The organism is Gottfriedia endophytica (assembly GCF_017814275.1).
In the GTDB taxonomy this organism is placed as follows: domain Bacteria; phylum Bacillota; class Bacilli; order Bacillales; family Bacillaceae_G; genus Gottfriedia; species Gottfriedia endophytica.
This window is the reverse complement of the sequence record NZ_JAGIYQ010000004.1, coordinates 338,818-359,524: the sequence shown is the minus strand read 5'-3', so window position 1 is coordinate 359,524 and position 20,707 is coordinate 338,818. Positions and strand designations below refer to the sequence as shown.

General features: G+C 35.2%; 15 protein-coding genes, 1 pseudogene and 1 riboswitch. Of the genes and pseudogenes, 8 read left to right on the top strand and 8 right to left on the bottom strand.

Annotation, left to right across the window (positions count from 1 at the left end):
- Positions 1-145 precede the first annotated feature (145 nt).
- Positions 146-1,681, bottom strand: coding sequence for a glutamine-hydrolyzing GMP synthase (guaA, locus tag J5Y03_RS08325; protein ID WP_209404483.1), 1,536 nt, complete (start codon positions 1,679-1,681; stop codon positions 146-148).
- A gap of 157 nt (positions 1,682-1,838) precedes the next feature.
- Positions 1,839-1,941: riboswitch (purine riboswitch) on the bottom strand.
- Positions 1,942-2,166: 225 nt separating this feature from the next.
- Here guaA and J5Y03_RS08320 point away from each other — a divergent pair.
- Positions 2,167-2,514: a DMT family transporter gene (locus tag J5Y03_RS08320; protein ID WP_209404481.1), complete on the top strand. Its 348-nt coding sequence runs from the start codon at positions 2,167-2,169 to the stop codon at positions 2,512-2,514.
- Between the two features lies 1 nt (position 2,515).
- The gene (locus J5Y03_RS08315) at positions 2,516-2,836 is read left to right on the top strand and encodes a DMT family transporter (RefSeq protein WP_209404479.1); all 321 of its coding nucleotides are present in this window, start codon (positions 2,516-2,518) and stop codon (positions 2,834-2,836) included.
- A 96-nt stretch (positions 2,837-2,932) separates the two neighbouring features.
- Here J5Y03_RS08315 and J5Y03_RS08310 read toward each other — a convergent pair whose 3' ends face one another.
- The 3 genes from J5Y03_RS08310 to J5Y03_RS08300 form a co-directional block, all read right to left on the bottom strand.
- Positions 2,933-3,928, bottom strand: coding sequence for an LCP family protein (locus J5Y03_RS08310; protein ID WP_209404477.1), 996 nt, complete (start codon positions 3,926-3,928; stop codon positions 2,933-2,935).
- 96 nt (positions 3,929-4,024) lie between these two features.
- Complete coding sequence (locus J5Y03_RS08305) at positions 4,025-4,645, bottom strand: YigZ family protein (RefSeq protein ID WP_209404475.1); 621 nt, start codon at positions 4,643-4,645, stop codon at positions 4,025-4,027.
- 123 nt (positions 4,646-4,768) lie between these two features.
- Positions 4,769-5,695, bottom strand: coding sequence for a GDP-mannose 4,6-dehydratase (locus J5Y03_RS08300; protein ID WP_245208813.1), 927 nt, complete (start codon positions 5,693-5,695; stop codon positions 4,769-4,771).
- 266 nt (positions 5,696-5,961) lie between these two features.
- On the opposite strand from J5Y03_RS08300, the gene J5Y03_RS08295 reads away from it, so the two are divergent.
- The 4 genes and pseudogenes from J5Y03_RS08295 to J5Y03_RS08280 all read left to right on the top strand — a co-directional run bounded on the left by J5Y03_RS08295 (position 5,962) and on the right by J5Y03_RS08280 (position 10,179).
- Complete coding sequence (locus tag J5Y03_RS08295) at positions 5,962-7,605, top strand: N-acetylmuramoyl-L-alanine amidase (protein ID WP_209404471.1); 1,644 nt, start codon at positions 5,962-5,964, stop codon at positions 7,603-7,605.
- A 334-nt stretch (positions 7,606-7,939) separates the two neighbouring features.
- Positions 7,940-8,596, top strand: a complete 657-nt coding sequence (locus J5Y03_RS08290) for a sugar transferase (protein ID WP_209404469.1) — start codon at positions 7,940-7,942, stop codon at positions 8,594-8,596.
- Between the two features lie 144 nt (positions 8,597-8,740).
- A pseudogene (locus J5Y03_RS08285) lies at positions 8,741-8,881 on the top strand (YunG family protein); the annotation flags it as partial.
- Between the two features lie 581 nt (positions 8,882-9,462).
- Positions 9,463-10,179: a polyadenylate binding domain-containing protein gene (locus J5Y03_RS08280; protein ID WP_209404466.1), complete on the top strand. Its 717-nt coding sequence runs from the start codon at positions 9,463-9,465 to the stop codon at positions 10,177-10,179.
- 992 nt (positions 10,180-11,171) lie between these two features.
- Here the strand turns inward: J5Y03_RS08280 and celB are convergent.
- Together celB and J5Y03_RS08270 are read right to left on the bottom strand one after the other, a co-directional pair.
- Positions 11,172-12,458, bottom strand: a complete 1,287-nt coding sequence (celB, locus tag J5Y03_RS08275; RefSeq protein WP_209404537.1) for a PTS cellobiose transporter subunit IIC — start codon at positions 12,456-12,458, stop codon at positions 11,172-11,174.
- 21 nt (positions 12,459-12,479) lie between these two features.
- Complete coding sequence (locus J5Y03_RS08270) at positions 12,480-12,782, bottom strand: PTS sugar transporter subunit IIB (protein ID WP_209404464.1); 303 nt, start codon at positions 12,780-12,782, stop codon at positions 12,480-12,482.
- Positions 12,783-13,085: 303 nt separating this feature from the next.
- On the opposite strand from J5Y03_RS08270, the gene J5Y03_RS08265 reads away from it, so the two are divergent.
- Positions 13,086-16,517 carry a S8 family peptidase gene (locus tag J5Y03_RS08265; protein ID WP_209404462.1) on the top strand — a complete coding sequence of 1,144 codons (3,432 nt, stop codon included), beginning with the start codon at positions 13,086-13,088 and terminating at the stop codon, positions 16,515-16,517.
- Between the two features lie 111 nt (positions 16,518-16,628).
- Here the strand turns inward: J5Y03_RS08265 and J5Y03_RS08260 are convergent, their stop codons facing one another.
- Together J5Y03_RS08260 and J5Y03_RS08255 are read right to left on the bottom strand one after the other, a co-directional pair.
- Positions 16,629-19,361 carry a glucosaminidase domain-containing protein gene (locus J5Y03_RS08260; RefSeq protein ID WP_209404460.1) on the bottom strand — a complete coding sequence of 911 codons (2,733 nt, stop codon included), beginning with the start codon at positions 19,359-19,361 and terminating at the stop codon, positions 16,629-16,631.
- A 241-nt stretch (positions 19,362-19,602) separates the two neighbouring features.
- Positions 19,603-20,199 carry a lysozyme family protein gene (locus J5Y03_RS08255; protein WP_245208812.1) on the bottom strand — a complete coding sequence of 199 codons (597 nt, stop codon included), beginning with the start codon at positions 20,197-20,199 and terminating at the stop codon, positions 19,603-19,605.
- A 208-nt stretch (positions 20,200-20,407) separates the two neighbouring features.
- Between J5Y03_RS08255 and J5Y03_RS08250 the strand changes: the two genes are divergently transcribed.
- Positions 20,408-20,692: a hypothetical protein gene (locus tag J5Y03_RS08250; protein WP_209404456.1), complete on the top strand. Its 285-nt coding sequence runs from the start codon at positions 20,408-20,410 to the stop codon at positions 20,690-20,692.
- Positions 20,693-20,707 lie beyond the last annotated feature (15 nt).

Genomic DNA, 20,707 nt, shown 5'->3' with positions numbered 1-20,707 from the left:
TTCTATTTGCAAATAACGCAAATAAAAGAGAGTAATTTTTAAATAGCCAATTGTTGCAGGATGTATTATACGATACTTCTGAAAGTCGCTAAAACACTTTTATATCAAGGCTTCTAGCTTCATTACAAATTATCGCACATAACCGTTATTCCCACTCAATAGTTGCAGGTGGCTTACTTGTAATATCATAAACGATACGGTTAACGTGTTTTACTTCGTTAACGATACGTGTTGAGATTTTTTGTAGTACGTCCCAAGGGATACGTGCCCAGTCAGCTGTCATTCCGTCGATTGATGTTACAGCACGGATACCAACTGTGTAGTCATACGTACGCTCATCACCCATTACACCAACACTACGGATGTCAGGTAATACAGTGAAGTATTGCCAAATTTCGCTTTCTAAACCATTTAGACTTATTTCTTCACGAAGAATTGCATCTGATTCGCGAACGATCTCAAGTTTTTGATCTGTAATTTCGCCTAATACACGAATTCCTAGACCTGGACCTGGGAATGGTTGACGCCATACGATTTCATTAGGAAGACCTAACTCTGATCCTACTGCACGTACTTCATCTTTAAATAACGTATTTAATGGTTCGATTAATTTAAACTGCATGTCTTCTGGTAGACCACCAACGTTATGATGAGACTTGATTGTTTGAGCAGTAGCAGTACCACTTTCAATAATATCAGTGTACAGAGTACCTTGCGCTAAGAAATCCATTCCTTCTAATCTTGAAGCTTCATCGTCAAATACATAAACGAATTCATTACCAATGATTTTACGTTTTTGTTCTGGGTCAGAAACGCCTGCTAATTTAGATAAGAAACGCTCTTTCGCATCAACTTTGATTACGTTCATGTGGAAGCCTTCGCTGAATGTATTCATAACGCCTTCAGCTTCATCTTTACGTAATAAGCCGTGATCAACGAAAATACATGTTAATTGATCACCGATTGCTTTGTGAATTAGTACTGCAACAACTGATGAATCTACTCCACCACTTAATGCACAAAGAACTTTTTTGTCTCCAACTGTTTTACGAATGTTTTCAAGCTCAACTTCAATAAAGTTTTTCATTGACCAGTTTGCATCACATTCACAGATGCCGAAAACAAAGTTCTTTAATAGGTCATTTCCGTACTCAGAGTGACGAACCTCTGGGTGGAACTGAACACCATACATTTTTTTCGCTTCATTACTCATTGCAGCTATTGGACAAGATGCGCTTGTTGCATCGATAACAAAACCTTCTGGTTGTTCAATAACTTTGTCACCATGGCTCATCCAAACAACGTGGTCATTCGGAAGATCTTTTAATAGAGCAGTTTGGTTTTGAATTCCTAATTCTGCTTTTCCATATTCACGTTGATCTGCACGTGCAACTTTTCCACCAAAATGATGAGTCATAAGTTGCATTCCATAACAAATTCCTAAAATCGGTAAACCTAATTCAAAAATTGCTTCGTCACAGAAGAAAGCATTTTCTCCGTAAACGCTGTTTGGACCTCCAGAGAAAACAATCCCTTTTGCACCCATTTGCTTAATTTCTTCAGCTGTAATCGTATGTGGGCGTAATTCACTATATACACCAAATTCACGAATACGGCGAGCGATTAATTGATTGTACTGACTACCAAAGTCTAATACAACGATTGTGTCATGTTTTTGCATAGCGTTCACCTCATCAGTATTTATATAAAGAGCGTACCAGCAATAAGCTAATACTATTTTTCCCTATAAGATGGAGTAGGTATTCCTACTAAAAAATAAAAAAAGCCAGTTCCCCCCCATTATCCATAAAAAAAGAAGGCAGAGAACTGGCAATTCATCAAAATCATCCTGCCTTCATAGTCAGGGCGTATTACGGTGCCCCGGTAGAGACTCTCAACCCATATTGTTGAGGATATATGAAGAAAATTGTCGATATATAGATTATTTTTCTATTCTATCAACGTAATCATAGGTGGTCAAGGTATTTTTCAATGGTAAATGGTGTAATAGCCCTATTGTTTTTTTCAATATATTTCATTTGAAAACTAACCAGTTTATTGATAGGTTTTATATAACGTTTGATAATTGGTGTGGTTGAAAACGGTATCTTCCGAAAAACCATTCGAGCGAAATAAAGTGCGTTTGCAACAGAGGGAGGAACAGAAATGGCTTGGTTTTACCTAGTTATTGCCGGTATGTGCGAAATTGCATGGGCATTTGGTTTGAAATATTCAGAAGGCTTCACAAAAACGTTACCTAGTGCTTTAACAATAATAGGGATTTTATTTAGTTTTTTTCTATTTTCCAAAGCAATGAGAGAGATTCCAATTGGAACTGCTTATGCTGTATTTACAGGAATTGGAGCAGCAGGGACTGTTTTAATTGGCATGTTCTTTTTAGGAGAAACAGCTTCTTTAGCGAAAATTGTATTAGTCATCATACTATTAACAGGAATTATCGGTTTAAAGTTAACATCTGGAGAAGAAAAGATGGAAGATAGAGGAGGAGCTTAAAATGTCTTGGATATACTTAATCATCGCTGGGTTTGGTGAGGTAGGCTTCGTTACATTTATGAAGCTATCCAATAATTTTAAACATCTGAAATACACATTGCTATGTGTAGCATCAGGCTGGGCATCCTTTTTCTTACTTTCAAAAGCTCTAAATGAAATACCTGTTGGTACAGGCTATTCTATTTGGACTGGAATTGGGGCAGCAGGCTCTGTCTTGGTAGGAATGATTTTCTTTAAAGAATCACGTGATTGGAAAAGAATACTCTTTATTTCAATGATTGTTCTTTCCGTTGTAGGGTTAAAAATCATCGCCCCTCACTAAGACATTATTTTATCATTCAAAAAACCCCTCTTTATTTTTAAAGAGGGGTTAAAAATTTTATTATTTCAAGTCTCAAAAAAATAGTAGTTAGCTTTTTTACGGAGTAGTATTTGTAGAATTAGCCGGTGATTTATCAAGATCTAAATGAACTCTCATTCTACTTGTAATGTCGTTAACACTCATTTCATCTGGTACGTAATAATAAACTCCATTAATATAATCGTCTTTACCTTGAAGTTTAAGTGTTTCTATACCTTGAGCTGAAACATCTTTCATACTGCTAAATAACGAAAGACCTTCTGTCATACTCATATTTGTTTTAACATTTTGGCTGAATACACTTGCATAATTATCTATTTTTAAAATCGTTTCTGGTGACTTCAATTTATTTATAATCGCCAACATTACTTGTTGCTGACGGTCCTCACGTCCAAAATCCCCACGCGGATCACGTTTTCTCATTCGAGAATAAGCTAATGCCTCAGTACCATTTAAATGTTGCACGCCCTTATGGAAATAAACTGTGCCTCGAGGTTTTGTGTCCGTATGTTCCCAAAAATCAAAAGGAACATCTACATCAATACCGCCTACTTCATCAACGATATTTTTAAATCCATTAAAATCAACCGTTACATAATAATCAATCGGTACATTTAAAAATTTCTCAACCGTATCCACTGTCAATTGAAGCCCACCATATGCATAAGCCCCATTAATTTTAGTTTTATTAATTCGACCCGGGATTTCAACATATGTGTCACGAGGAATACTCATTTTTTGAATAGACTTAGTTTTTGGATTTACAGTAACCAATATCATCGAGTCTGTTCGTCCACCTTTTCCACCTGTCGAATAATTTTCTATTCCTAGAAATAATATTGAAAATGGATCTTTCGCAACTGCGACATTTTGTGTACGAATATTAGAGTGGATTTTTTGACCTTGTGTCGCTTTATTAAATTCTATATATGCTCTTACACCTTTATATCCAATAACTGCAATCGCTAAAATTACGATAAACAGAAAGAATCTTATAATAGGATGTCTTTTTTTCTTTCTTTTTCTCCTGGCCATTTTTCGTGTTTCATTCATTAGTGCGAAACGACCTCCTTTACTCAATATTATGGAATGTATTTATACCCTTAACCAAATTATTTTACAAATTTCTACTAAATTTTCGAATAACTTCTACATGTATTTAACACTAGTTTCGGTTATCTGACAACTACCATTTGTCAATTCAACCATCCAATCCTTAAATGAATCAAGTTCATCGACCTTAATCCACATCTCAAATTCAACGTCTTCTAAATGTGAAGTTTTTTCTAAGTGATAATTAGAATTTCGTATCGCATTTTCTATTTTACCCAATAATTTATAGCCAATTTTAATGTGTATTACTGTTACAAGTGTTCTTTCAATGACACCCACTGCGTTTAACCCTTCGCTAACCGAAGTACCATAAGCTCGAATCAATCCACCCGAACCTAATTTTTTTCCTCCAAAATAACGGGTTACGACAACAACTGTATCTTTTACATCCCTCTTTTTTAATACTTCAAGCATTGGTACCCCTGCTGTACCACTAGGTTCACCATCATCATTCGCTTTTTGTATTTCATTATGCTCTCCTATTAAATAAGCCGAACAATTGTGGGTAGCATCCCAGTGCTTTTTCTTAATATCTGCTATAAATTCTTGCGCTTCTGCCTCTGTCTTAGCTGGACTTACATAACAAATAAACCTTGATCTTTCTATTTCAATCTCATGTGAGCCCTGGCCCTTTACAGTAAAATAAGACTTTAACAAACGACATCAAACCTTTCCATTTTCTCAATACAAAGTAAATTTAATTCAAGCAGACACATCTAATAAAAAAACCATTTTGTCCATCATTAGTAAAGAAGACAAAATGGCATAGATAATTTTTGATTATTTTTCTTTGTAATATTGAATGGTTTTTGCTAAACCTTCTTTTAAAGAATATTGCGGTTTCCAGTTCAATAATTGGTTTGCCTTTTCATTAAGTAAGTAACTGTGCTTTATGTCACCTGGACGGTCTTCTTGATAAACAGTTTCAATTTTTCTTTCAATAATCTCTTCGGCAATCTGAAGCAAATCAAGTAAAGATGTTTTCGTATGTGTTGAAATATTACAAACGGTATTAATAGGATGTTTACTTGCCAACAGATTTGCTGAAACAATATCATCAACAAAAATAAAATCTCTCGTTTGTTCGCCATCACCATGGATTGTAAACAGAGAGTCTGTCACAATTTTATCGACTAAAATACTGACAACTCCACCCTCACCTTTCGGATCTTGTCCAATTCCATATACATTCGCATAACGGAAAATACTATATGAAATTCCATATAAATCATGGTAAATTTGCATATACGATTCGGGAGCATATTTTGAAGCACCATAATATGAGATTGGTTGAATTGGATGTTGTTCATCAATTCCTAAGTATACTGGATCTCCGTAGACCGCAGCCGATGATGCATAGATTAAAGAAATATCCATCTCATCTTTTAATGCTCTTGCTGCCTCAAGAATGTTTAACGTACCTAATATATTAATACTTCCATCTTCTACAGGTTGATGAATAGAATACTGTACATCGATTTGTGCAGCGTGGTGATTAATTAAATCTGGTTTTTCCTTTTTAACAATCTCAATAAAATTTTGACTACGAATATCCTCTTCATAAAATGTAACGCCTGTTGGAATATTTTCAATTTTACCGGTAGACAGATTATCAACAATAACCACTTCATACCCATCTTTAAGATATGCATTCACTAGGTTTAAACCTATAAAACCTGCTCCACCGGTTACTAATACTTTCTTCATCATAAGATCTCCTTATATTAACTGGGCGCTAGACTATCATCTCTAAGCTTTCATCTATCCATTATGTAAAAAAGTTGATTTCATCTCAATAGTTTATTTTACCAAAAAAATGCGTTCAACACTATTTTATACCAAAAAACAACATTTTTCCTCAAAAGTTTACAAAGATAGGAAGAACATCGTATTTACTGAATCTTTAGAATCAAGTAATATTAAGGTTAGAATTTTATAAAAGTGAGACGAAATAACTAGAAAGGAGTCAAATTATGCAGATTGAACGACCGAGTAAGAACAGACAACAGATTTTAAAAAAATCGAAACAAATTGCCGCTTTCTTATTAACAGGAACACTTTTTACCAACTTCATGACACCTACATCAAATGCTATTACCAGTTCTTTAAAAAAGACAACACTTACTTCTGCAACAACCCAGCCCATGACTACAAACCAACAGGAAGTAAATTTAAAGGATCCATCGCCAGCCTATTATTGGGGAGCTTCTTCTCCAAAAAACTACCCTGCAGATAATTTCACTTTGCATTTTTCTGCTTCTAATTACTTCGACCAAGGTGACTATTTCTTATCAACCTATGCAGACGATTCTGTAAAAACTTTTATAGATGGAAAACCAATTGAAACTAAGAATGAAAATAGCAGTGAACGATACGCCACTTCAATACTTGAAAATCTTCAAGAAGGTGACCATCTTATTGAAAATGATTACACGGAACTAATAGGCGATGCTTCAGTTTTTTCAATCATTGCACCTTTTTCATCATGGGTAGCATACTATTATAACAATACAACTTTCACAGGTAGTCCACTTGCTAGACAAATGATAACCCCAACAACAGAACACCTAATTTTACGTGCTCAAAATGGAGCAGATAGCCCAGTTCCAGGTGTAATTAACAAAACAAACTATGGGGTAAAATATCTTACCTATTCTCGATTATCAGCAGGAAAATATAAGCTTTCATACAAAGCTGGTGAAGGAATAAAAGTATATATTGACGGGAAACCAGTTGTAACAAAATGGACAGATGGAAATAAAGCAAAGACAGATATATTAATTGATATTGCAAATCAAAACACAGCAATCCCATCACAACAAGACATACATAAAATTGAAATTAGGACATATAATCGAAAAAGTCCACAAGATTTATTTTTTACATTCACACCTTATGTTAAAACCACTCCTGACATGATTAAAACAATTGTCCTAGATCCAGGGCACGGAGGAAAGGATACTGGTGCAATTGGTGTTGGAAAAATTCGAGAAAAAGATATTGTATTAGATGTAGGGAAACGCACTGAAGCGTTGTTTAAAGATTTTACACCTTTTAAAGTGTATCTAACCCGATCAACAGATATATTCATACCATTAGAACAGCGCCCTGCTTTTGCAATCAAGAAAAATGCTGATGCTTTTGTCAGTATTCATGCGAACTCGGGTAATTCATCAGCTAGTGGAATTGAGACATATTATTACGGAGTAAAAACGTCACAATCTTTTTCTTTGCCACCTAATTTTAAGGGAAACTCTTTCTCAGGGGGCGGAGTAAAAAATAGTACTGGATTGTCAAACAACAGCTCACTTCTTTCAAGCAGAAAAAATCCTTACGTAAGTGACAGTTTACTTCTTGGACAATTAGTACAGTATCGATTAACTGCTGCATTCGGTCTTCAAGATCGCGGTGTAAAAAGTCAAAGTTTAGCTGTAATCCGAGAAAATAATCTCCCAGCAGTACTAACTGAACTTGGCTTTGTCACAAATAAACAAGATGCCGGGATGCTTGCATCACCTTACTGGAAGCAACAAGCAGCAGAAGCTATCTACATGGGAATACTCGATTTCTTAGAAACACAAGGCATCGATACAGAAAGCTATAAGCTATATCATTAATTAACATCTTATAAATTCTATTTTTCTAACTGAATTTGAAGTATCCTGATTCCCTATTATTACTTCCATTTCGAATGAGAAACTTTTAATAAAAAATAAATTTTATTCAAGTTATTAGTTGTGAAATGAAGTAATAATGGGAAAGACTAAAAGTGTAAGGACCCTTGTAATATTTTTGAAACCCATTGTAATCAATGCTTAATCTAGAAAACCATTGATTTTTTCTTATATACATTTATAATTGATGTGATATTAAATTTTTGTAAAACATTTGTATAGGACTTAGTGTGCTTTTTTGCACCAATGTACCTAAAATTTTAACTGGGGTGTTATAATGGCCTTACAGAATACTCAACAAAAAGTTGAATCAGGATATGCATCTCAAATATTTGATTCAGTTAAAAGAAAAAATTATGCGTTCTTATTTATTAAAAGAACAATGGATTTTATACTATCACTAATAGCGTTTATCGTTACAGCACCAGTTGTGCTACTATTCATTATCTTAATTAAAATCGATTCCCCAGGACCTGCTTTATTTATTCAAGAACGTGTAGGTTTAAACGGAAAAGCTTTTCGAATCTATAAGCTAAGAACAATGCGATTAAATGCTGAAGTGAATGGTCCACAATGGGCTAGTACTGACGATCCGCGAATTACGAAACTTGGAAAATTTTTACGTAAAACACGAATTGATGAGCTTCCTCAATTTGTAAATGTACTGCGAGGAGATATGAGCCTAGTTGGGCCTCGTCCAGAGCGTGCATTCTTTTTAGTAAAATTTAATCACGAAGTGCCAGGCTTTACAAAACGTCTAGCAGTTAAACCTGGTTTAACCGGTTGGGCACAAGTAAATGGTGGATACGAACTAGCTCCAAAAGAAAAATTAGAATTAGACCTATACTATATCGAACACCAAACAATTTTATTGGATATTAACATTATGTTCAAAACAGTTAAAGTTGTTCTGACAGGTGAAGGTGCTAGATAACCAAAAGAGCTACTCCCATAGTAAAAAGGAGAGCTCTTTTTTATTTGACATTTTTTTGAAACCACTAGACTAAAACACTGTAAGGATGGGATCACGATTGAATAAAGTGAAACTTCCATCAATGGGGGGTCTTACTACCCGTTAATGCGGGATATAATCGATGAAAAAATTCTAGCACTGAAAAATGTATTCTTAAAAGTCTGGTCAATTGAATCAAGTTCTAAGTGGACTATTCATAATCCAGCAAATGGACAATGTGGGGTAACGACCTTAGTAGTCAACGATCACGGACCATATAATTGTGATATTTTCTGAGTCTGCCGAAAAATAGCAATTCTGGCCGAATAATCATCAGAACCGGCCGGAAAAATAATCATTTTGGTCGGATAAACTAGATTTTGGCTGAATTATCATCAAAAATGGTTGAATTATCTAGATTCTGGTTGAATTATCATCAAAAACGGTTGAATTATCTGGATTTCGGTTGAATTATCTCCAAAAACGGTTGAATAAACCATAATCCGGCCAAATTGTCGTTATATCAGTCAGTTTATATATATATCGGTCAGTTTCCACTATATATCAGTCAGTCTTCCCTTTTTATAGGTCGATTCTTTTTTTCTGCCATTTCTACAGATTATTCGACCTTTCTTCACTTTATTCAATCATTTCCCACATTATTCAATCCAAATTTACTTAGTAGGAAACTCTCTCTTTTGAAACTTAAACAATCCTAAATTCCGCTCGCAACCTGAGGCTAATCCCCAAAGAGTTCTATGTTTTTTCATTAGAAATGGGTATATATCTATACTTCTTATCATCATAAAACATAATCTAGACTGTAACCTATAGGAAGGAATGATGATATGTACGATTATATAGATTATATAGATTATATAGATTATTATTTTAGATATCCAGGTTGTGGTTGCTCAGGGAGTGTTCATGTGCTTCCGAGTGTAGGCACAGTCCCATATATAGGTATGCCTCCTACCATGGGTACAGCTCCAGGCATGGGTATGCCTCCTACCATGGGTACAGCTCCAGGCATGGGTATGCCTCCTACCATGGGTACAGCTCCAGGCATGGGCATGCCTCCTACTATGATGGGCTCTGCTCCAGGCATGGGCATGCCTCCTACTATGATGGGCTCTGCTCCGGGCATGGGCATGCCCCCTACTATGGGCTCTGCTCCGGGCATGGGTATGCCCCCTACTATGGGCTCTGCTCCAGGCATGGGTATGCCTCCTACTATGGGCTCTGCTCCGGGCATGGGTATGCCTCCTACTATGGGCTCTGCTCCAGGCATGGGTATGCCCCCTACTATGGGCTCTGCTCCGGGCATGGGTATGCCTCCTACTATGGGCTCTGCTCCGGGCATGGGTATGCCTCCTACTATGGGCTCTGCTCCAGGCATGGGCATGCCTCCTACTATGGGCTCTGCTCCAGGCATGGGTATGCCTCCTACTATGGGCTCTGCTCCAGGCATGGGTATGCCTCCTACTATGGGCTCTGCTCCAGGCATGGGTATGCCTCCTACTATGGGATCGCTTCCAGGTATGGGTAGGGTACCTCAATATTAAAGCTAATTAATACTTAGTCCTTTATTCATTTATTATTAATCCAAATTTTTTAGTATTCATTTAGGATGCGAAAGAGTTTCTCTACAAAAGAAAGACCGGCGATTTTATTAAAGCGTCGGTCTTTACTCATTAGTTATGTATCAATTTATATGGCCGCTTTAATAATTTTTCCAGCCAGCGTAGACTATTATTCAGATATAGTCAGACTCATTTATTCGGTGGTTTTTGACAATAATTCGGCCATTCCCACTATTTTTCCGGCCAGCGTTCACCATTATTCGGCCATAATCTCCTTTATTCGGCCATAATTTCCTTTATTCGGCCGATTCTGGTAATAATTCGGCCAGAGTCTCATTTATTCAACCGTTTTTAATAATAATTCAACCAGAATCAGATTTATTCAACCATTTTTGACGATAATTCAACCAAAATTAGTTTTTTTCAACCATTTTCTATAATCATTCAACCATTTCCACTTTTTTTCCGGCCAGCTCTGGAAATATCAGTCAGAACGACCATTTTATCAGTCGTCCTAACCAATATATCAGTCACTCCCTCCCTTTTATCAGTCACTTTCCACGTTTTATCGGTCAATCTCTCGGATATATCAGTCAAACTTCTTATTATCAGTTATAGTATTACGTATTTCGCCAGCCCCCCAAAATACATCAATCAAAATCCTCATGACCAGTTACCCACAATCTCACTCGATCATACCCCCCAGGATTTTTCAACATTTCAATCATTCATTTTCCGACACCATTGTGCACCCTCCCCAAATAAAAAAACAAGCCATCCCACAATTTTTCTAGGATAGCTTATTCTCATTTCATTCAATTTTGTAAAAATGACTTATCCATAGGTTATACACAATAATTGTGAATAATTCAAATCTATTAATCTTATTAAATCAGTTTTTTGTTGATAATTTTGAAGTTATACACATATTTGTGGATAATTAATTCCACTTATCCACAAATTATTGTAAGGGCTTACGATTTAACCGCGTTTTCTTCAGCTAATTTTTGTTTGTCCCATGCTTTTAAGAATGGATAATAGATAATGAAGGAAATGGCAAAATTAACGAGTTGTAAAATAACAGCAGAGATTTTACCACCAGTTGCTAAATAACCACTAAAGAGGAGCGGTGTTGTCCATGGTACCGCAACTCCACTTGGACGGGCAACCCATCCCCATTTCATTGAAAGGTACGTAGTTATTACTAAGACAACAGGTGCAATTATAAATGGAATAATTAATAGAGGGTTTAAGACTATTGGCATACCAAATGTGACAGGTTCATTAATATTGAATATTCCTGGGCCAAGCGCTAATTTTCCTAAGCTTTTCAATTGTTTACTTTTTGCCCTAAAAATCATTGCGACCACAAGTGCAAGTGTTGCACCTGATCCACCTGCATAAATCCATAAATCAAAAAATTGTTGAGTAACGACATTCGGTAAAGCATGATGTGCTTCATTAGCTAAACGATTTTGATCCATTAACGATAACCAAATAGGTCCCATTACACCACCAACGATGGCTGCTCCATGTATACCACAAGACCATAAAAGCTGAATCAAAATTACCGCTACAATTGCTCCTGCTAAACTTGCACCCACATGTGTTAACGGTGTATAAAGAAGTTTACTCACAATATTATGCACAGAACCAAAGTCTGTGTTTTCAAAAATTAAACGGATGATCCACATTACCAAGATAACTAGTGCACCAGGAATTAACGCTACGAATGATTTCGAAACTGCAGGTGGCACTCCGTCTGGTAGCTTAATAACAATTTTTCTTTGAATAACCCATCTGAAAATCTCAGTTGATAAAAGAGAAATAATAATAGCAACAAACAATCCTTTACTACCCATTAGATCAAGTGGAATTGCAAGTTTATCTTTTGCTAAAATTGACATTTCAAAAGGAGTAACCAATAAAAACGCAGAAACTGCAACTGCCCCCGCTGAAACAGGATCCACTTTATACTTCTCTGCCAATCGATAAGCAATACCAAATGTGACAATCAGTGACATAATATCAAATGTCGCATGTACTGGATAATTTAGCTTTGCTTGCCATGAAGCACCAAAATGATCCGCCATCCATCCAGGATAGCCTTCAAATGGAATATTAGCTATTATTAGAAACAACGAGCCGATAATTAAAAGAGGCATTGCTAAAATAATTCCATCCCTTACTGCTTGTAAATGCCTCTGCCCTGCAATCTTACCTGCAACAGGCATCACATACTTTTCAAGAAAAGTATTCATCCAATCCATACTAACCCCTCCTTATTCAAGTAGTGATTTTGCATGTTTTAACACTTCTGCACCGTTACACATTCCATAGTGTACTGACTGAATAACATCACAAGGGATCCCCTTTTCTAAACAAAGCTTTTTCATTTGTGGAAGTAGATAACGAACTTGTGGGCCGATCAATAATACATTTGCGTTATCAATATGATTTTTCACATCATCACCAGAAACTGCCCAAATTTTTGCTTCAATACCTTGTGATGAAGCAGCCTGCTCCATTTTAGAGACCAATAGACTTGTAGACATTCCTGCAGCACAGCATAGTAATATATTCATAGTTCGTCCTCACAATATTTTATATTTGAAAACAACCAGTTACATTTCCCCCATACTAAAATCAAGGTGCTAGTAGAACCTCCCATCCCTCCTTAGTACTAGCTACTAACTAGTTGTAATACTATTCTTATGAGTATGAAAGCGCTTTAGAATTAATACAGGAAAGAAATTTAAATTTTTTTCCTATATGCATAGAATAGCAAAAAATATTCTGAAAAAATCGCCTATTAACTCTTTTTTAAAGAATCATTTTCTAGTATGATTAACCTACTAATCTACTTTTATTAGAAACGAGGGGTATGCTTGAAAAAATTACTTATATTCACAGCTGCTTTCAGTCTTGCAACTAGCCTTCTTTCTTCTTCTTTGGCAGGAGCAACGACCAACAAGCAGACAATTCCAAACAAAAAAGTGTCACCATTTAGCGGAAAAATAGCATCAATTTTGAAGAAACCAATGCCATTATCGTTCTCAAATGAACGACAAGAGATTAATGAAAATACATACGTTGTAAAATATAATGGTGAATTTTCTAGTTCCCTCCACAAACATGCTGGGATGTCGATCGTAAAATCCTTCCCATCACTTCATTATGATATTGTAAAGCTACAGCCCGGGAAAAAACTCCAAGGAGCATTAAATGTTTATGATCAATCAAACGCTGTAACTTCTGTATCTCCAAGTATTTTATATAAACCGTTTGCCATTTCAGATCCTAATCCGAAAGAGAATGAAGCATATTACCTTTCACAATTACAAATTGCAAGTGCTCAAAAACTTGTGCAAAAACAAAATATTACTGTTGCCGTTATTGACCAAGGAGTTGATACACAGCACCCTGATTTAGCTGGTCGAATTCTATCAACCTACGATGTAGTAAACCCTGCTAATAAAGGATCAAGAGATTTCCATGGTACGCATGTTGCTGGTATTATTGCGGCTGATAAAGACAATGGAATTGGTGCATATGGGATAAATCCGAATGCAAAAATTATGTCTGTTAATGTTTTTGATGGAAACGACTATACATCTGATTATACGATTGCTCAAGGTATACTATATGCAGTAGATCATGGGGCAAAAGTGATTAATATGAGTTTAGGTGGCACGTTGTATAGTCAGCTACTTGATGACACGATACAGTATGCAATTAGTAAAGGGGTTGTTGTTGTAGCTGCAGCGGGAAATAGCGGAACAAATGAATATAGCTACCCGGCATCTTATGATGGTGTAATATCTGTTGGAGCAACAAATGCTCAAAAGAAACTTGCATCTTTTTCAACATATGGACCTGGAGTCGATGTAGTTGCACCCGGAGAAAACATTTACAGCACTATATATCATCCTACAATCGGGAGCACATACTACTATTTAAGTGGTACATCAATGGCGGCACCAATCGTTAGTGGTGTAGCATCTCTATTAAAAACAAAATATCCAAATTTAACATCCTATGATGTTGAGCAAATACTTGAAGATACTGCAACAGACCTTGGACCAAAGGGATATGACATAAAGTATGGTTATGGATTAATAAATCCTGTAAAAGCACTAAAATATGATATTTCAAAGCTTCAAAAATACAACAAGGCATCTAGTAATACAATTCTTTCATCTGCAACACCATTATCTTTGTCAGATCAAGGAATATCATCCGTTAATGGTAGCATTAAAAAGGAGCATCAAATTGACCGTTTTAAATTACCTGTAAATGCTGGTGATGACGTAGGCCTTTCACTTTCGAAGGCAAAAGATTATGATCAAAAATTAGTCATTCATTTTTATGATCAAACAAATAAAGAAGTTAAAAAACCAGTTGTTATCGACGATGTATTAGCTGGACAAGATGAGGGTACAGTTTACAGAGCTTTAAAAGACGGAACCATCGTTCTAGAAGTAATGGATAAAAATACTCGTTACAGTTCGTCAGATACATATACTTTAAAAGTTAAAAAATCTGTAGAGCAAGATCCTACAGACGCAACACAACAAAATCCTATGGCAGTTTCTGAATTGCCATTCTCAACTCAAGGAAAAACAATTGATTTATTTAACAAAGATTCAAGAGGAGCAAGATACTTTGCATACAAGGCAACACAAGATGAGTCTCTTTTATTATCCCTTAATGCAATACCTGGTTTAAATACATCCATTAATGTATATACAAAGGAACAGTGGGATAAATTTACCAGCTCGCCAAATACAAGACAGCCTCTTCCACTCTATTCAATCGATCGAAATGGAACTAGTGAAAGTGAAAAAGGCGCAGTGCCGGTTAAAAAAGATACTGATTATGTTTTTGAAGTTTCTAGTACACCAAGCACAGTATTTACTTTACCAAAATACGATAATCAGCCTGATGATAATTCATCAGCTATCCCAGCAACATTAGATCCAATTTCATTCCAAATTAGTGAGCTTTCATTACCTCCTGATGAGGACGGTTTAACAAATACAGCTACTAAAATGGATGTAACAAGTGGTAAACTTGATCCATTGTATGATGCAACACCAATTGATGAAAACACAGTTGGAATGGACTCCGATGCAGTTAAGGATATACTAAACAAAGCAATTCAGTTACCTTATCACTCTAAAAAAACAGCATATATTCAAAGTGATAATGATGTTGATTGGTACACATATACACCAACTCAAGATGAGCTTTCTCAATTTACTTTAAACGGTGCTAAAGATCAGCTATTAAATGCCCAAATTTACCAATATAACAAAGATGACCAGATGTTTGAGTATATAACTTCTTCTTATAAGTACTTCCCAGATGGAACTTATGGGGAAACAAATCAAGATGTCATTGCAACACTTGAAAAGAATAAAACATACTATATTCGAATAGCATCATTTAATGGAGTAACTGATTCACCGTATACTTTATCAGCAAAAACAATTGCTCCTGTTCAAAAGGATGCTCTTGAACCAAATAATTCATTCGAAAGTGCAACAAATCTTGGAGACTACAAAGAAGTTTCTGGAAATTTCTCCACTTCAGATGATGTCGATTACTATTATTATAAAAATACTGGTAAAACTGATGTCCTAAAAGGATTTGAATTTATCACTTTCGGACTAGATAGCGATGAAACGGGAAAAATTCCAAAGATGTTAACAGATGATACACTTATCAATATAACAGTCTATGAAGATACTAATGGAAATAAAAAACTAGATCCTGAAGAAGAAGAAAAAGCAACTTATTATGGTAATTACGGGGACTTTACAAAAGGATCTTTTGTAGCAAAACCAAAACGTGGCTATTTCTTTGAAATATCAAATGGTTATAAAGAAATCCCAAATATTCATTCCTACGCATTCCGTATCTACTCAATGAACCGAGTAGATGAAGATGCAAAAGCAACGTATAAAAATGGCATTCCATCCATCCGATTACCTTTAAAGAATGTCAATAAAACAACACTTGTAGGTACTGGATACTTAAATGCAGGGGTTGCTGGCGGTGACAAAGATTTCTTTACACTTACAAACGAAATAAATCGCACCATCAATTTCTCATTGACGATGCCTACACCTGGGATGAACGGTAAAGTCACATTCTATGATGCAAAAGGAAAACTCATTCAAGCCTTCGATCGTTACACGGCCAATGATGACGAAGTAGGTAGTATTTACCTAAAAAAAGGAACTTATTTTATTAAGGTAGAAGATGTAAATGGTCAATCTGACTATGATCCATATGAACTTGATATTAAAAAATAATTATTAAACTAGCAGGTGCCCCTTTCGCACCTGCTTTTTTTCGTTTCCTATTTTATTAGACTGATGTACAAAAAAACCTGATAGACAAAACTATCAGGTTTTTTCACATTATTAATTCGTATTTAGAATTCTGCTGTAAGCTTCAGAAGCACTAACATAGGCTGGTCCTGCATCTGTACCATCTGCATTACGTTTATCATTTGCGATTTGGTACCATTTATCACCGTTATCGTTAGTAACAGTTTTTAAAATGGTAAATGCTTTACCTTTTGTCATTGTGTATAAAATCGGTGCTACTGATGAATCTGCAACTGGTTTAGATCGAACATTTAATGTATCAGTTTTCACCATTCCAATTTGATAGCGTTTCTGATAATCTTTCGACCCAGAAAATGCATCAATTTGAGACATCAAACTGGCAATTTTACGTCCCCAATATGGATCAGATGCATATTTTACGTTAAATCCACCACTTTTATCTCCAAAATAGGAACCTATGTAAAAACCAAAATAATTAGGTTTTAAATATTTTTGATTTATCATAGACTGTGCATAATAATCAATACAATCTTCAAATGAATTAAAAGGCTTTGCTAAATCTGGATTACTATCTACTGCACCAATTCCAAATAAGTTAAAACGATCTAGTGAGTATTTACTTCTGCCATAATCTGATTCTAAGATTGTATGAGCGATAATAGCCAATGCATTTACGCCATAAGTTGCTTCCGCCTCTTTAAATTTCCAGCCTAAACCATAAAGAGGAGAAATTCCTTTAGTAGTAGTTTCTGTCGTAGCCCTCAAAAAATTATCGATATCAACGTCAGTGACATTTGAAACAGTGTGCAATGATAGATAATCAAAATATGAGTAACTTTCAGTTGTGCCAAAATGAATACCATCTTCTGTATTGACAGTACCATCTTTATTCGCTGAAACACCCGCTGGCGCTTTTCGATATAAATATTTATACAACTTTCCATTTATATAGTAATTATGATATAAATTACCCCTACTATCTAACGAATAATACGATTTAGGAGCAATCTCTGTTGGATATAAGTCAAGATCTGACTTTCTCATATATCCAATTAAATTTAAGTGCTGTACTTTGACAACATCTTGCTGAGTATCAAGTATTTTAACTTCTGTACCCTTTGAAAAGTAAGTTAATATTTCTTTACTTGATATTTTATTAGTTTGATAGATATTTTGTGTAGCAGCTGAACTATCGTTTGTATATCCAAATCCACTTTTAACCCAAATATATTTATTGTTCTTCATAACTGCATTTGCATTTTGTGACTTCGCTTGTTGAACTGCTTCATCATATGTCTGATATGTTTTAATAGCAGAGACTTTCTTATCAGTGCCTACTTTTGCCACAGTATAAGGTAATGTAACTGGTGGCTTAGGTGGGTTTACCGGCGGTTTTGTTGGATCTACCGGTGGTTTTGTTGGATCTACCGGTGGTTTTGTCGGGTCTACCGGCGGTTTTGTTGGGTCTACCGGTGGTTTTGTTGGATCTACCGGCGGTTTCGTTGGATCTGTTCCAGGGTTTGGATCCGGTTTAGGAGATGGATCTACAGACTTAGGAACAATAGTAAATTTAATATTTTTTACAGCATTGATATCCACTGTTTGTAATTCAATTCTATGAACATCTTTTAAACTAGAAGCTGTTCCGTTAGAAACTGTAAACGTGGCAGCATCAGTACGATTAGTGCGTTTTGTCCACTGATTAAGTACTTGCTTACCATCAACATAAACACGTACGCCACTATCTGAAGTAACATTAAGCGTATAGCTTCCAGCTTTTAAGCGTTTTGTAACTAAATATTTTGCTGAAGTACCATCTGCCTTGATATTTTTCAAAGGAGATCCACTTCCATAAGTTGTTTGTAAATCCATTGTTTTACCAGTTGGTGATATGATCTTAGCTGCAATTGGAGCACCTGATAGATTAGGATTATTATAGTAATATCCTAAATAAGAAGAGAATGGGACTAGATGACTGAACACGGCGGCATTTCCATTTGTATGGACATATGTAGTAATAATACTTTGTTTTCCTGATTTACTTACAAGTGGTATTGATGCCCAATGATTTGGTACATCTTTAATTTGATTGACTAAATATTGAGAACCATTTTTAACAATTATCGGCCCATCGGCATATGTTTCTAACACATAATCACCAGATGGCACAGTTTGTGATTGATTATAGGTTGCTTGAAAATTAACTGATTTTGCTTCTGTTGGTCGATTAAGTCCCCAGTTATATGCTACGTTTGGTAAATCCTTTGAAAAACTAGAAAAAATAGGATCAATAGAAAAGGAAAAATTATTAAGACTTTTTTGATTTGCATAGCGAAGCTCAACCGCGTGAGAAGTACTTCCATTTTTGTTTGTAAGAGCAACAGAAACGCTATTTTCTTTGTTACCTACGTTTTTTGTTTGGTTAAGAACTACTTTCCCATCAATCAGTACCTTCATCACATCATTCGCTTTAACTCGAACTGAATATAGTCCTGGTGATAAATTCATATTTTTATTGAATTTAGCTGAGAAATTATTTACTGGTACTTTGTTAGGAACAGGACTTTTTAAGCCTAAATTTTGAGTTAGACTTGTTCCTGTTTGCGAAATGAATGTAGAAACGAGCGGTTTACCACTAGAACTAGCTCCTTTATAATAAGTGGCAGTCCATTTTCCTGAAGCTGTTTGGCTGATTCCGTTTATACTTGCTGCCCGAACATTTGGCACAAGGGAACAGGCAACCGTCAATGCTGTTACGCTAGCAAGAACGTTTTTCCCCATACGTTTCCATGAAAACTTTTCCATCAATTACTCCCCTTCCTTATGTATAGTAAAATTTTTTATGAAAACTTATGCTGAATGACCTGATGAAAATAATTTCATTCGACAAAAGTCCTTTATTCTATTAATCTCTCATTATAAATATTATATCGGATAAAATAGAAAATTGTTTTGTTTTCTGAAGATGTAATCTTCCTGAAACATATAAAATTCGACAAAAGTCCTAACCATAAAAAAACTCTAGGAAATTATTACTTTCCTAGAGTTAATTTTGTTTTAATCGATCTTTTATTTTCTCATATAGCTCAAAATATTTCGCTTTTTTCAATACTTTCTCACTATAAGTAAAATCCCCGTAACAATAAGGATATCGGAAATTATTAGGATTATTCTTACAAGTGTATAGATTTGGATTTGCTTTAACCTTTGCTAATGAAAAACTTTTTGCAAGTTCTTGTGTATGATGACCACCATGATTTTTTACATAATCAATATATGATATTCCCATATTATAACTCTGAACAATAGTGGCTAAATCAACATGTTGTTTTTGCCCATAAGCATACACATCTGAAAAATGCCTTACACCTTGTTGAACACTTTTTTCGGGATCTTTAATTGCTTCTTTGGCTAGTCCTAGTGATTCAGATGCTTGCATAGGGTCACTACCTTTTCCCTTTGTTTCCTGCATCACCAATCCTAATAATAACGGGGTATATTCTTCTAGCCCAACTGCTTTGAGGTCTTCATGAATTAGAGGTTCATAACGTAATACATCATTTATATAATATCGGTACAACCCGAATAAAACGAGAGCAATGAATACAAATAAGAATATAATAATTCGTTTAATTAATGTCATCATTAGTTACTTCTATTACATCTCCTTACTATGTCTATTCCTCTTCATTATAACGGAAAATAACTTTAAATAAAGACTTGAAGTTAAACAACATTAATTTGAGATGAAAATGAGATAAAAGTAATAATTTAGAAAAAGTAATTCCATTTATTCGCATATAATTCTTCCTATTTTCCATACTAATTGAAAACACGTTGGAGTAAAACTAATGCATGTAAAATTAAAAGAACCTAAAACAGGAGTATTAAAAAATATAAAATTTGGTTTTAGTTGGACAACGCTTTTTTTCGGATTTTTTCCTGCATTACTTCGTGGGGATTGGAAATGGGCACTCATACAATTTGTATTACAAATCATTTTTTGTAGTCTCACAAACATCATTTTTGCGTTCTTTTACAATGGGATTTATATTAAAAAGGAACTTTTAAGTGGCTATGTACCTGCAGATGAAGAGTCAAAAAATATTCTAGTGGAAAAAGGGTATTTGTCTTAAAGACAGGAAGTTAAC